14 protein-coding genes and 1 riboswitch are annotated in these 14,897 nt (G+C 34.3%); all 14 genes read right to left on the reverse strand.

Translation table 11 applies throughout. The features are described from left to right. Positions 1-53: 53 nt before the first annotated feature. The 14 genes from metF to BLT88_RS12405 all read right to left on the reverse strand — a co-directional run bounded on the left by metF (position 54) and on the right by BLT88_RS12405 (position 14,792). Positions 54-1,007: a methylenetetrahydrofolate reductase [NAD(P)H] gene (gene metF, locus BLT88_RS12340; RefSeq protein WP_036783163.1), complete on the reverse strand. Its 954-nt coding sequence runs from the start codon at positions 1,005-1,007 to the stop codon at positions 54-56. Between the two features lie 119 nt (positions 1,008-1,126). Next, positions 1,127-3,802, reverse strand: coding sequence for a methionine synthase (gene metH, locus BLT88_RS12345; protein ID WP_091955090.1), 2,676 nt, complete (start codon positions 3,800-3,802; stop codon positions 1,127-1,129). A gap of 10 nt (positions 3,803-3,812) precedes the next feature. Beyond that, positions 3,813-4,829 (reverse strand): homocysteine S-methyltransferase family protein, encoded by a 1,017-nt coding sequence (locus tag BLT88_RS12350; protein ID WP_091955092.1) that lies wholly within the window; start codon positions 4,827-4,829, stop codon positions 3,813-3,815. Between the two features lie 49 nt (positions 4,830-4,878). After that, positions 4,879-4,984: riboswitch (SAM riboswitch) on the reverse strand. A gap of 78 nt (positions 4,985-5,062) precedes the next feature. Beyond that, the gene (cysM, locus tag BLT88_RS12355; RefSeq protein WP_091955093.1) at positions 5,063-5,953 is read right to left on the reverse strand and encodes a cysteine synthase CysM; all 891 of its coding nucleotides are present in this window, start codon (positions 5,951-5,953) and stop codon (positions 5,063-5,065) included. A 4-nt stretch (positions 5,954-5,957) separates the two neighbouring features. Beyond that, positions 5,958-6,713 carry a serine O-acetyltransferase EpsC gene (gene epsC, locus BLT88_RS12360; protein WP_091955108.1) on the reverse strand — a complete coding sequence of 252 codons (756 nt, stop codon included), beginning with the start codon at positions 6,711-6,713 and terminating at the stop codon, positions 5,958-5,960. Positions 6,714-6,722: 9 nt separating this feature from the next. Beyond that, a complete protein-coding gene (locus BLT88_RS12365) occupies positions 6,723-7,052 on the reverse strand; it encodes a 2Fe-2S iron-sulfur cluster-binding protein (protein ID WP_036783150.1) in 330 nt (109 codons plus the stop codon). Between the two features lie 57 nt (positions 7,053-7,109). Then, complete coding sequence (locus BLT88_RS12370; protein WP_036783147.1) at positions 7,110-8,165, reverse strand: NAD(P)/FAD-dependent oxidoreductase; 1,056 nt, start codon at positions 8,163-8,165, stop codon at positions 7,110-7,112. 1 nt (position 8,166) lies between these two features. Then, positions 8,167-8,751: a bifunctional precorrin-2 dehydrogenase/sirohydrochlorin ferrochelatase gene (locus BLT88_RS12375; RefSeq protein ID WP_091955802.1), complete on the reverse strand. Its 585-nt coding sequence runs from the start codon at positions 8,749-8,751 to the stop codon at positions 8,167-8,169. A gap of 4 nt (positions 8,752-8,755) precedes the next feature. After that, positions 8,756-9,526 carry a uroporphyrinogen-III C-methyltransferase gene (gene cobA, locus BLT88_RS12380; RefSeq protein ID WP_091955110.1) on the reverse strand — a complete coding sequence of 257 codons (771 nt, stop codon included), beginning with the start codon at positions 9,524-9,526 and terminating at the stop codon, positions 8,756-8,758. 5 nt (positions 9,527-9,531) lie between these two features. Next, positions 9,532-11,634: a HEPN domain-containing protein gene (locus BLT88_RS12385; RefSeq protein ID WP_091955112.1), complete on the reverse strand. Its 2,103-nt coding sequence runs from the start codon at positions 11,632-11,634 to the stop codon at positions 9,532-9,534. 28 nt (positions 11,635-11,662) lie between these two features. Further along, positions 11,663-12,910, reverse strand: a complete 1,248-nt coding sequence (locus BLT88_RS12390) for a sulfate adenylyltransferase subunit 1 (RefSeq protein ID WP_091955114.1) — start codon at positions 12,908-12,910, stop codon at positions 11,663-11,665. Positions 12,911-12,997: 87 nt separating this feature from the next. After that, on the reverse strand, positions 12,998-13,903 hold the full coding sequence (gene cysD / locus BLT88_RS12395; RefSeq protein ID WP_036788009.1) for a sulfate adenylyltransferase subunit CysD: 906 nt from the start codon (positions 13,901-13,903) through the stop codon (positions 12,998-13,000). 11 nt (positions 13,904-13,914) lie between these two features. Then, positions 13,915-14,529 carry a phosphoadenosine phosphosulfate reductase family protein gene (locus tag BLT88_RS12400; protein WP_172824315.1) on the reverse strand — a complete coding sequence of 205 codons (615 nt, stop codon included), beginning with the start codon at positions 14,527-14,529 and terminating at the stop codon, positions 13,915-13,917. After that, entirely contained in the window at positions 14,529-14,792 is a 264-nt protein-coding gene (locus BLT88_RS12405) for a DUF2061 domain-containing protein (protein ID WP_036783134.1), read from the reverse strand. Before BLT88_RS12405 ends, BLT88_RS12400 begins: the two co-directional genes overlap by 1 nt. Positions 14,793-14,897: the final 105 nt, after the last annotated feature.

Here is a 14,897-nt window from a genome sequence, read left to right on the forward strand (position 1 = left end):
TACTACACCGTTCTTACAGAATATTAATTTTAAAAATTGACACTATTTTTAACTTAAAATAAGGCTGAGGCTATCGTTTGAATATTATCGCTTTTACCCATTGAGTAGTAATGTAAAACAGGCACTCCTGCGGCTAATAACTCTCTAGATTGTTGAATTGCCCATTCAATTCCAACATTACGTACATCTTTACTTGTTTTGCAACTTTCTACGGCAGCAATTAACGCTTCTGGCAAATCAATTCTAAAAACCTGCGGTAATAATTGCAAATGACGTTGCACTGCAATAGGCTTAATTCCTGGAATAATAGGTATATCTATGCCTGCATTTTTTGCAGCCGCTACAAACTCAAAATACTTCTTATTATCAAAAAACATTTGTGTAACCACATAATCTGCACCGGCATCTACTTTTTCTTTTAGACGCTTTAGATCTGTTTGTAAAGAGGGTGACTCTAAATGTTTTTCAGGATAACCCGCCACTCCAATGCAAAAATCGGCTTTGTTAGAAACTTCAATAACTTCGTGTAAATAGTTGCCCGAATTTAAATTCTGAATTTGTGTAACCAATTCTTTAGCATATTTATGACCGCCTTTTGAAGCTTCAAAATACTTTTGATGACTCATCGCATCTCCTCTTAAAGCCATCACATTTTGGATTCCTAAATAATGACAATCTACCAGTAAGTATTCTGTTTCTTCCTTGGTAAAACCTCCACACAATACATGCGGCACCGTATCTACATCGTATTTATGCTTTATTGCTGCGCAAATCCCCACAGTTCCGGGCCTCATTCTTGTTACTTTCCGGTCTAACAAGCCTCCTTTTTCTACATAAACATATTCTTCTCTTGATGTTGTAACATCTATAAAAGGCGGTTTAAATTCCATTAAGGGCTCTATATTATCGTATAATTCCTGAATACTTTTTCCTTTTTTTGGCGGAATAATTTCAAATGAAAATAATGTTTTTCCGTTCGCTTTTTTAATGTGTTCTGTAATTTTCATGTATGCTGAATTTATTTCAGTTTTTTTGCGTTTCCTTTCAGGTCGTGCTTTTTACTATATCTTTTTGTGCTGCTTTCCCTCAGCAGAAAAAGGATGCCGTTGCCATCACTAACGCTTGCTTACTCTTCCGCTAAAGTTGGATGTAACCACTTTCTTGCTTTCTCTTTTGTAATCCCTTTTCTAACTGAATAGTCTGTAACTTGGTCATCTGTAATTTTTCCTAAACCAAAATATTTTGCTTCTTTATTTGCAAAATAATATCCTGATACAGCCGCAGCTGGCCACATAGCCATACTTTCAGTCAGCTGAACTCCTATTTGATTCTCAACATCTAATAAACGCCAAATAGTTTCTTTTTCTAAATGATCTGGACACGCAGGATACCCAGGTGCAGGTCGAATTCCTTTATAACTTTCTTTAATTAATTCGTCATTGGTTAATGTTTCACCAGAAGCATACCCCCAATGTTTTGTTCTAATTTGTTTGTGTAAATATTCTGCAAAGGCCTCCGCAAATCTGTCTGCAATTGCCTGCGCCATGATACCATTGTAATCATCTTCTTTTGCCCTATACTTATCTGCTAATTCTTGTGCACCAAAAATGGCAACACAAAAAACTCCTATATAATCTGTTTTCTGACTTTCTTTTGGCGCAATAAAATCGGCTAATGCAATATTCGGAACTCCTTCTCGTTTTTTTAATTGCTGACGTAAGGTTCTAAAAACAGCAATTTCCTCTCCTTTTTTTTGCACAGAAATATCATCTTCATGAATTGAATTTGCCTCGAATAATCCAAAAATTGCTTTTGGCTTTAAAAGTTGTTTGGCAATGATTTCTTTTATCATCACCTGCGCTTCTTCATACATGATAGAAGCTTGCACTCCTACAACCTTATCTGTTAAAATTTCTGGAAATTTACCATGCAAATCCCAACTTCTAAAAAAAGGACTCCAATCGATAAACGGCAGTAATTCTTTTAAACTTAACTGTTCTAAAGTCTGAATTCCTACTTCTTTTGGTTTTATAATTTCTGAAGAATTCCAATCAATCTTATACTTTTTCTTACGGGCTTGTTCAATAGAAATGTATGCTTTTTCTTTTCCTCGTTTTAAAAACTTGTTTCGAAATTCGTCATAATCTTTCTTCAATTTAGCCACATACGCATTCGACGACTTTTTGTTTAATAAATCACCTACGACTGTGACTGCCCTAGAAGCGTCATTGACATGAACCACCGCATTTTTATATTGAGGATCAATTTTTACCGCAGTATGCGCTTTCGAGGTAGTAGCGCCACCAATCAATAAAGGCACTTTAAACTCTTGACGCTCCATTTCCTTCGCCAAATAAACCATTTCATCCAAAGAAGGGGTGATCAATCCGCTTAGCCCAATAATATCTACGTTCTCTTTTTTTGCAGCTTCAATGATTTTTTCTGGAGGAACCATAACCCCTAAATCTACAATTTCATAATTATTACATCCTAAAACGACACTCACAATATTTTTTCCAATATCGTGCACATCGCCTTTTACTGTAGCCATTAAAACTTTACCCAAAGCTTGTTGCTTTTCTCCTTTTTCGGCTTCAATAAAAGGGTTTAAATAAGTTACGGCTTTTTTCATTACACGAGCCGATTTCACTACTTGCGGTAAAAACATTTTTCCTGCGCCAAATAAATCTCCCACCACATTCATACCAATCATTAAATGCCCTTCTATCACTTCAATTGGCTTATCAGCTAGTTGCCTTGCAACTTCTACATCGTCAATTATAAAGGCATCTATTCCTTTCACTAAAGCGTGCGTGATTCTTTCTTGTAACGTATTTTCTCTCCAAGACAAATCCAATCCTTTTTCAACTTTCGACCCTTTTACGGTTTCAGCAAAATCTAATAATCGTTCAGTAGCATCTTCTCTTCTGTCTAAAATAACATCTTCAACATGTTCTAATAAATCCTTAGGTATATCATCGTAAATTTCTAAAAGTGCCGGATTTACAATTCCGATATTCATACCAGCTTGAATCGCATGAAATAAAAATACGGAGTGCATGGCTTCGCGAACTCCATTATTTCCGCGAAACGAAAAAGAAACATTACTAACTCCTCCGCTTACAGAAACATTTTCAAGATTTTGCCGAACCCATCTTGTTGCCTCAATAAAATCGAGTGCATTTCTGCGATGTTCATCCATACCCGTAGCTACCGGAAATATGTTTAAATCGAAAATAATATCTTCTGACGGAAAGCCAACTTTATGAACTAACACATCATAAGAGCGTTGTGCAATTTCTATTCTTCTGGCATAGTTATCTGCTTGGCCTACCTCATCAAAAGCCATTACGATAACTGCTGCTCCGTACCGCTTTATTTGTTTTGCTTCCCAAATAAATTTTTCTTCACCTTCTTTTAAGGAGATAGAGTTTACAATACATTTACCCTGAACTACTTGTAAACCAGCATTTATAATTTCCCATTTAGAACTATCAATCATAATTGGAACTCTGCAAATATCTGGTTCAGCAGCAATCAAATTCAAAAAACGAATCATGGCTTCTTTTCCATCGATCAATCCATCATCAAAATTAATGTCTATAATTTGTGCACCTCCATCTACCTGATGACGAGCAATAGCTAATGCTTCATCAAATTTTTCTTCTTTAATTAATCGTAAAAACTTGCGAGACCCAGCTACATTCGTTCTTTCTCCTACATTTATAAAATTGCTGTTCTCATTTAAAACCAAAGGTTCTAAACCAGACAGTCTCATGTATTTTGTTTGCTTTATCTTCATTTTCTTTTTCTTACTGGCGAGATTCTAAAACAATTCTTGCCTGAATTCTCGGTTTGTATTTTGCAGCTAAATTTGCAATAACACGGATATGTTCTGGACCTGTGCCACAGCATCCACCAATAATATTTATTAAATCCTTTTTTAAATATTCTTCAATTTGTGCTCCCATTTCTTCCGGAGTTTCATCGTATTCACCAAACGCATTTGGCAAACCTGCATTTGGATGTGCAGAGATTGCAAAGTCGGTTTTTGATGCAATTGCTTCTAAATGTGGTTGCAATAAATTGGCTCCTAAAGCACAATTAAATCCAATAGATAATAACGGAATATGAGAAACAGAAATTAAAAATGCTTCCGCAGTTTGTCCTGATAATGTTCTTCCAGAAGCATCTGTAATGGTGCCACTTAACATAATAGGAATCTCTATATCGCGTTCTTCTTTCACTTCTTCAATTGCAAATAAAGCTGCTTTTGCATTTAAAGTATCAAATACAGTTTCTACTAATAATAAATCAACGCCACCATCAATTAGAGCCTCTACTTGTTGTTTATATGCAATACGTAAATCATTAAAAGTTACAGCCCTATAACCCGGGTCATTGACATCTGGAGACATGCTAGCCGTTCTATTTGTAGGACCTATAGAACCTGCTACAAAACGAGGTTTATGAGGCTCTCTTGCCGAAAATTCTTCTGCGACTTCTTTGGCAATTTTTGCAGATTGATAATTTAGTTCATACACCAAATCTTCCATTTGGTAGTCGGCCATGGCGATTGTAGTTCCAGAAAAAGTATTGGTTTCTATAATATCGGCTCCAGCTTCAAAATACTTCGCATGAATTGTCTTAATAGCCTCTGGCTGCGTAATAGATAACAAGTCATTATTACCCTGCAATGGCGTTGGGTATTCTCTAAAACGATCTCCTCTAAAATCTTCTTCTGTAAATTTATAGGCTTGAAGCATCGTTCCCATCGCGCCATCTAGCACAAGGATTCTATTTTTTATTTCTTCTGTAATTTTTGACATTCTTTGATATTTTTATCAATATATGTCATCAGGAAAGGTGTTTTTTTCGCTGTTATCTGTCAAGTAAAAACTTGTAGAATGTAGCACCTTTCTCAAAAAATGAGAGGTTGCCAAGGCTTCATCGGGTCTAATCCCTCTGCCTTTCGTGATAACGTAATCAATAAGTTTATGAACTAAGCTACAAATAAACACATTATTTTTTTATTTGTAAAATTATTAAGTTTAATAATCTATTATTTTTCGAATAATGTTGAAGATAAATATCGATCTCCTCGATCGCAAACAATAGCAACAACAACACCTTTTTCTAATCTCTCTGCCACTTTTATGGCTGTTGCTACAGAACCTCCGCTACTCATTCCTGCAAAAATGCCTTCTTCGGAAGCTAATCTTTGTGTCATCGCTTTTGATTCTTCTTCACTAACTTCTATAACCTCATCTATTTTAGAAGCGTTAAAAATCGCTGGCAAATATTCTTGAGGCCATTTTCTAATTCCAGGTATTTTTGCACCTTCTTTTGGCTGTGCACCAATTATTCTAATCTCTTTATGCTGCTCTTTTAAAAAATCTGAAACTCCCATAATCGTTCCTGTAGTTCCCATGGCAGCAATAAAATGCGTTACTTCTCCTGCTGTATCTCGCCAAATTTCTGGTCCAGTAGTTTTATAGTGTGCTTTAAAATTGTCTGTATTATCAAACTGATTTAATCTATAATATCCTTTTTTATATTTCAGTTTTAAGGCATAATCTCTGGAGCCTTCCATACCTAATGCTTGTGGTGTTAAAATTACTCTTGCACCATAAGCACGCATTGTTTTAATTCTTTCTACGGTTGAATTCTCTGGTAAAACTAGCACCATATTTACACCTAAAACCTTAGCCATCAAAGCCAATGCAATTCCGGTATTTCCACTAGTTGCTTCGACTAAAGTATCTCCTTTTTTAATATTATTTCTTCTTAATGCTTCAGAAATCATATTATAAGCAGCCCTATCTTTTACGCTTCCTCCAGGATTATTACCTTCTAATTTTAGTAATAACGTAACGCCTTCTTTTTTAAAGATATTTTGTACTTCGACCAAAGGTGTATTCCCCACAAAATCAATAATACTTTTTGTTTTCATCTGACTAATTTCTTTGAAAAATTTTATTTTTTGATTCTACTGTTACCACTGAATTTTTAGAAATTGATTCTGTGATACAAACATTAGCGCCAATTACAGCATTCTCTCCAATTAAAACATGACCTCCTAAAATGGTTGCATTTGCATAAATAATAACACCACTTTCTATCGTTGGGTGCCTTTTTGTAGCTGCTAAACGTTTATCTACCTGAATTCCTCCCAAAGTAACTCCTTGAAAAATTTGCACATTATCTTTGATTATGGTCGTTTCTCCAATAACAATTCCGGTTGCGTGATCTATAAAAAATGAGTCTCCAATTTCTGCTCCTGGATGAATATCTGTACCCGTTGTGCTGTGTGCAAACTCACTCATCATTCTTGGTAAAATAGGGACTTTTAGTTTTAATAATTGATGACTTAAACGATGCACAGCAATTGCATAAAAACCGGGATACGCTAAATAAACTTCCTCTAAACTTTTTGCGGCAGGATCGTTTTTTTCAGCAGCAGCAGCGTCTAAATCTAGCTTTTGTCTAATTGTAACAAAATAATTTTCAAAATTATCCCACAAATCTTCTCCATTTTCAATAGATAATCTCTCTAAAATATTTAAAAAACTGCGTCTAGTTCGCTCACCACTTTCCGACAAATGATTCACATCAAACAAGTTATTAATCAATTGTTTCGTAAAATCACCGACAGCATCTCTTAGACACAAACGGTAGTTTGTAAACAAAACTTTTTCTTCTATTTCTTTCATTTTTAGCCCTTAAGTTTCTGGCGCTAACTCTACTTCCAAACCATCCATAGCTGGGATCATTTGTATTTGACATCCTAATCTACTATTGTCTTCAACATAGAAAGCTTCCGCTAGCATCGCATCTTCATCATCTGACATTTCTGGTAATGTATGATCAGATTTTATATAACATTGACAAGAAGCACACATTGCCATACCACCACAAACTCCAATCGTTCCTTCTTCTGCTAACTCATAAGACCGAACAACCTCCATTAGGTTCATAGCCATATCTGTAGGTGCTACCACATCATGAGTTACGCCTTTTCTATCTGTTATTTTAATATTGATGTCTTGCATCTAATTTTCTTTGATTAATATTGGCTGCAAAGTTACGTAAACCTGACAAAAAACTTACTATTGTATCGCTTTTACGACTGCTTTTGGCGCTTCTTTTCTTGTTCCATCAAAGCCATCTACACCGCCCACTGTTGTATATTTCATTACATATTTTTTATCAGGAAAAATTCTTTTATATGCGCTTTGACACATTAAAGTCGCCTCGTGAAAACCACATAAAATTAATTTCAATTTTCCTGGATAGGTATTTACATCGCCAATAGCATAGACCCCTGGAATGTTAGTTTGATAATCCAAAGCATTATTTACTTTGATGGCATTCTTTTCAATTTCTAATCCCCAATTACCAATTGGACCTAATTTTGGTGACAATCCAAATAAAGGAATAAAATGATCTGTATCCACAATAAACGCATCTTCGCCTTTTTGCTCAACAGCGACACCAGTTACTTTATCGGTTCCTAAAATTCCTTTCACCTCTGCAGGTGTAATCAGTCTAATTTTACCTAAATTTTTTAATTCCTGCACTTTTTCTACAGAATCTAAAGCACCTCTAAATTCATTTCTTCTATGAATTAAGGTTACCTCTGAAGCTATATTTGATAAGAAAATAGCCCAATCTAATGCAGAATCTCCGCCACCAGAAATGACTACTTTTTTATTGCGATACAATTCTGGTTCTTTAATAATGTACTCAACACCTTTATCTTCAAAATCTGCAAGATTAGGAATTAATGGTTTTCTTGGTTCAAAAGAACCTAAACCCCCTGCAATTGCCACTATCTTAGCATGGTGTTTTGTTCCTTTATTCGTAGTTACTATAAAAGTATTATCATCCTGTTTATCGATTGTTTCTGCTCTTTCTCCCAAGGTAAATCCAGGTTCAAATTGTTTACTTTGCTCTATTAATTTATGTGTTAAATCGCCTGCTAAAATTTCTGGATATGCAGGAATATCATAAATTGGTTTCTTTGGGTAGATCTCTGAACATTGTCCACCAGGTTGCGCTAATGCATCAATCAAATGACATTTTAATTTTAGCAAACCTGCTTCAAAAACCGTGAATAAACCTGTTGGTCCTGCTCCAATAATAAGTATATCTGTAGTAATCATTTTAAGACTCTTTTTTTTCAATTAATCCTTTGGTGAATTCGTTTAATGTTTCCACCTTTTCTTCGAAATCTCCTTTTATTGTCTTTCTATATTCGTTTAAATTCTTAACCAAATCATCAATGTTTTCTGGAAGTACATCCTCAAAAAATTGACGCAATCTTTTGGCTGTTGTTGGCGATTTTCCGTTGGTAGAAATGGCAATTTTCACATTTCCTTTGGTTACAATCCCGCCCATATAAAAATCGCAATACGGCGGATTATCAGCAACATTTACCAATTTTGCTTCTGCTCTACAATCTTTCCAAACTTGTACATTTACTTCTGGAATATCTGTAGTTGCAACCACAATATGTCTTCCTTGTAAATGTTTTTTCTTGTAGACATCTTCTACTAAAGTAACACACCCTTTTTTTGCCAATTCAATAGTTCCTTCTCTAAACAAAGGTGAAACCATTAAAACTTTAGCATCTGGACTTGATTTTAACAAGAAAGTTAATTTTTCTTCAGCAACAAAACCTCCTCCAACTATTAAAACATTTAGATTTTTGGTTTTTAAAAAAATAGGATATAAATTATTTCTTTCCATAAAATTATCTTTTTGGCCCATTTTCATATTGCAGTTGAACCTCTAAAATTGCTTGGCGATGTTTTACAACGTCTCCCAAAACTATAATTGCAGGGTTTCTTAATTCATTTTCAATAACAATTTTTTCAATGGTATCAACTGTACCAATTCCAACTTTTTCGTTAACTCTTGTTCCATTTTGAATGATAGCAACTGGCAAATTACGTTTCCCTTCGGCTTGAAACAACTGCACTATTTGAGGTAATTTACGCATCCCCATTAAAACAACAACTGTTGCATTAGACTTTGCTGCCAACTCTATATCTGAAGATATTTTATGTTCTTTTGTTGTTCCTGTAATTACCCAAAAACTTTCTGAACTTCCACGTTTGGTTAAAGGTATATTTTGAAATGCTGCGACTGCTAAAGAAGATGAAATACCAGGAACAACCGCCGTTTCTAGACCAAAACTTGCTGCATATTCCATCTCTTCTGCACCTCTGCCAAAAACAAAAGGATCTCCTCCTTTTAAACGAACTACATGTCCGTGTGTTTTTGCTCTCGCTACAATCAATTCATTAATTTGTTCTTGCTGATAAATATAACAACCCCTGCGTTTTCCAACAAAAATTAATTCTGCTTTTAGATTTACAAAGCCTAACAATTCTTCATTTACCAGAGCATCATACAAAACAACATCTGCTGTTTTTAAAACTTTAATCGCTTTTACAGTAATTAAATCTATATCGCCAGGACCCGCACCAACCACTGTTAATTTTGGAGTTTTGAATTTCATGATTTTTAGATTACACTTTTAACAAAAGTATTAGATAGCGCTCTAAATCTTTGCGCTTTTTGCAATAAATTTTCAGAATCGTTGATATATTGTGAACAAAACTCTTTGTTAGGTGTGTTTTTATTAATCTGATAAATTAACTCACTAAAAGTTGTGTTTAACTCAATTTTGCCTGAAGCAACAAAAAACTCATCAAATTGAGCAATGATACTTGCGTGTGTATTGGTCTTTTTATTTTCTGCTAAAAGCATCGCTTTAGATGTATTTACCAAAGATTGATAGGCATAATATATGGCTCCTGAATACACCTCGTTTTCAAAAGCTTCTCTTGCATTCTCAATTTTCTCTTCGCTTTCTAAAAATAAAGTTGCAATTAAATCGATCACAACGCCCGCACACTCGCCAATTCCTATTTCTTTTACATACTTACCTTCTTCTCCCCAATCAATGAAATCTACTTGCGTTAAATTAGAAACGTCTTGCAAATCATTTAAGAAATTATAAAAATACTTTTCTCCTTTTTCTTTGTAGTATGCAACAAACGGTTTTCCATTAGCATTTGCTTCAAAATCATTTAAAACTCTCCGTAAAGCTTCAGGACCTCTTTTACTGGGTACTTTTACAACTTTATCTGCAAATGCACCATTTCCATTTCCTAAATTACCACCACCTAATAAAACTTGTAATGCCGGTGCTACTAATTTTTCTGGTGTTCTTACCGTCATTCCCTGAAAACCAATATTTGCCATATTGTGTTGGCCGCAGGCATTCATACAACCACTGATTTTAATAACTAAATCTGAGTTTTCTAGATACTGAGGATATTCTGCAGCAATCACTCTTTCCAACTCTGCTGCTATCCCTGTACTACTTGCAATTCCTAAATTACAGGTATCAGTTCCTGGACATGCTGTGATATCTACTGCCTTATTATAACCTGGCTCTACAAAGCCTAACTTATCTAATTCAGTATAAAAAAATGGCACAATATCTTCTTTTACAAAAGGAATTACGATATTCTGACGCAATGTTAAACGAATTTCTCCAGCAGCGTATGTTTCTACTAAATCTGCTAATAATCGCGCTTTATCTGTATAAAAATCGCCTAATAAAACTTTAATTCCGATTGCGACAAACCCTTTTTGTTTTTGAGGAATTAAGTTTGTGGATTTCCACAAATCAAAGGCTGCTACTTCTTTTATTTCAACTTTTGGTGCTTTTACGATAACCGGTTCTGAGGGCACATAAGATGCTGCATCAATAGTAACCGTTTTAAATTCAATTGCTTTTTGCTCTTCTTCAATTAAATTTCTAAAAGCTTCTAAACCGATCTCTTTTAATAAGAATTTCATTCTTGCTTTCGCCCTACTTTTACGTTCACCAAAACGATCAAAAACTCTTAAAACGCCTTCCATTACTGGAATAATTTTATCTGCTGGCAAGAAATCATATAATACTTCTGCATGTCTTGGCTGAGAACCCAATCCTCCCGCAACCATCACTTTAAAACCGCTAACTCCGTTCCGAATTTTAGCAATATATCCTAAATCATGCAAATAAGACAAGCCTGTATCTTCATCGGTCGCGGAAAAAGAGACTTTAAATTTACGTCCCATTTCTTGACAAATTGGGTTTCGTAAAAAAAATTTAAATAACGCATCTGCATAAGGAGAAACATCAAAAGGCTCATTTATATCGATACCAGCAGTTTCTGATGCCGTTACATTTCTTACAACATTTCCACAAGCTTCTCTTAAAGTAACGTCATCGCGTTCTAATTCTGCCCATAATTCTGGTGTTCTTTGTAAATCTACATAATGAATTTGAATATCTTGACGTGTGGTAATGTGCAATTTTCCTCTTGAATATTCATCTGAAACTTCAGAAATTCTGCGTAATTGATTGCTCATTACTTTACCATAAGGTAATTTAATTCGAATCATCTGTACGCCTGACTGGCGCTGCCCATAAACACCTCTTGCTAAACGTAGGCTTCTAAATTTTTCTTCGTCTATTTGTAGATTATTGAATGCTGCAATTTTATCTGCTAATTCAATAATATCTTTTTCTACAACTGGATTTTCTATTTCGGTTCTAAAACTTTGCATTTTATAATTTTATTTGAATTAAGTAGAATTATTTTATAAAACCTACACCCACTGTATTGTTTGTTTTCGGGTTAATTAAAATAAAAGATCCATTAGATTTATTATCTGCATACACATCAAATAACAATGACTTACTTAATTTTAAGCACACATCACCAATTTGATTTAAAGTTAATTTAGTGGGATTTACTTCAATACCAGAAAAATCTGTTTTAATGATACTCTTTAACTGTGTAACTTTTGCTTGCGCGTCATTTACACCGTGTTTTATATAATATTTTTGTGACGCCTCTAAAGGCACATTGTCCATCCAACAGATTGTTGCCTCTACTTGTTTCGAAATTATTGGCTCTTCGCTTACTTTTACCAACATATCACCTCTACTCACATTCACATTATCTTCTAAAGTAATGGTCACAGAACTTCCTTTTTTTGCAAGCACATACTCTTTATCGAAGAAATTAATGCTTTTAATTTTAGATGTTGTTTGAGACGGTAATACTGCAACTTCATCTCCAACTGCTAAATCTCCACCATAAATTTTACCTGCATACCCTCTAAAATCGTGATATGCTGACGTTTTTGGTCTAATTACTGTTTGCACTGGAAAACGAACTTGTGACGCATCACTAATATCATCAGAATCTAAACGCTCTAAATGATGCATTAACGTTACCCCTTTATACCAAGGCATATTTTCTGATGGAGAAACCACATTATCACCTTGCAAAGCAGATAAAGGAATAAAGGTTAAATTTTGACTCTTATAAGCACTTTTACTTGCTAAATATTCAATTTCTCCTTTAATGACATTGTATTTTTCCTCAGAGAAATCAACTAAATCCATTTTATTTATCGCGATTACAACATCTTTAATTCGTAATAAATTATTGATAAAAAAGTGACGATACGTTTGTTCTACAACGCCATTTCTAGCATCAATTAAAACTATGGAAGCTTGTGCTGTTGATGCACCTGTGACCATGTTTCTAGTGTATTCGATATGACCTGGAGTATCTGCAATAATGAAACTTTTAGAGGGTGTAGAAAAATAAATATGTGCTACATCAATCGTAATTCCTTGCTCCCGCTCTGCAACTAAACCATCAGTCGCTAAAGAAAAATCTAAATAATCGAATCCTCTTTGCTTACTTTTTTCTTCAATCGCTTCTAATTTATCCGCTGTCAACGATTTTGTATCGTATAAAATACGACCAATTAAGGTACTCTTGCCATCATCTACGCTTCCTGCTGTTGCTATTTTTAATACTTTCATTCTTTATGCTATTGGCTTTTGCTACTCAACTTCTGACTAATTTTTACTGCTAATTATGGATAACTACAAAAACATTCTTTGCAATTTTTAAAAATATCCTTGTTGTTTTCTTTTCTCCATAGCAGCCTCAGATCTTTTATCATCAATCCTTGCTCCTCTTTCTGAAATAGAAGAGTCTCTAATTTCTTCAACTACTTTTGCAATATCTACTGCATCAGATAAAACTGCTGCTGTACAACTCATATCTCCGACCGTTCTAAAACGAACCATTCTTTCTACAACTTGTTCTTCTTCATCTCTGTAAACCACGGCATCATCTGCCGACCAAATGAATCCATCTCTAAAAAATGTTTTTCTTTTATGTGCAAAATAAATAGAAGGAATTTCAATATTTTCATTTTTGATATAGGACCAAACGTCTAATTCTGTCCAATTTGAAATCGGAAAAACACGCACATTTTGTCCTAAATCAATTCTACCGTTTAACATATCAAATACTTCTGGACGTTGATTTTTTTCATCCCATTGACCAAAATCATCTCTTACAGAAAAAATTCTTTCTTTTGCTCTTGCTTTTTCTTCATCTCTTCTGGCTCCTCCAATACATGCATCAAAACTGAATTCTTCAATGGCATCTAATAACGTTTCCGTCTGTAACATATTTCTACTCGCATACCTGCCTGTCTCCTCTTTTACACGACCACTATCGATATTGTCTTGTACATCTCTGACAATCAATTCAACACCTAACTCTTCAACTAATTTATCTCTAAATTCAATCGTTTCAGGAAAATTATGCCCCGTATCTATATGCATTAAGGGGAAAGGGATTTTTGCAGGAAAAAAGGCTTTTTGAGCCAAACGAACTAACGTTATACTATCTTTTCCACCCGAGAATAACAACACAGGCTTTTCAAACTGCGCAACTACTTCTCTAAATATATATATGGCCTCACTCTCTAAAGCATCTACTTGTATTGTTCTTTGATTCATAATCATGTCTTTCAAATATGCAAACCACATTCTCTGTTACTTTCTACTTTTGTTGGATCGAAATACACAAACTCATTTGGTAAATTTTTCTCCCCTAAATAAGTGTCTAATGCTTCGTCTGACCAATTGTAAAATGGACTTACCTTTATAATTCCATCTTTGCTCTGAGAAACAATATCGATACTATTTCTAAAGGCCGTCTGACCTTTTCTTAAATTCGTAAACCAAATATCTGGCTGATGCGCTTGCATCGCTCTTGAAAACGGTTCTAATTTTACTTGTTGTGTAAAAATTGCATGTTTAGGGTCTTCAATAGATGGAACTCCCAACACAACATTTCTATGCGCTACAGTTTGTTTTGGTGTGTATAAATGAATATTTAAACGCAACTTTTTAATAATTTCTTCCGCATGCTTATAAGTCTCTATCGTATTATAACCAGTATCACACCAAATTACTTTAATATCTTTTTGCACATCAGTAACTGCTTTTAATATTGCCACTTCATAAGGTCTGAAGTTAGTTGTAATGACTGCGTTTTTACTTAAAGAAATAGCCCAAGTAATAATTTCTACTGGACTTTTATCTTTTAATTCCTCGTTGATCTGCTCTAAGTTCAAATTCATTATTTTCCCCATTTTATTTTATTCCAAGCTCTTTCATGAAAGAAATACAGCCCTAACTTTGTTAAAAAATCTACGGAAGCAATTGACGCCGCTAATGTTATTTCACCAGATAAAAGGTATGAAACTACTAACGTATCAATCGTTCCAACAACTCTCCAGCTTAATGCTTTGGCCATACTTCTTATCGGTTTCTCAGAATTTTTGTCTTCCTCAAAACGTTGACCTGCTATTTTTTTACTAAAAATAATTTGATCTGTAATCATAATAATTAAGCATTTTTTAAATACCCTATTTAATCAATAGGGTATGCAAACATAAAGGTTTTATATACAAAAAGACATCTTGAAACCTGGAAAAAAGAATAAACC

Origin of the sequence: Polaribacter sp. Hel1_33_78 (assembly GCF_900106075.1) — a bacterium.
Lineage (GTDB): Bacteria > Bacteroidota > Bacteroidia > Flavobacteriales > Flavobacteriaceae > Polaribacter.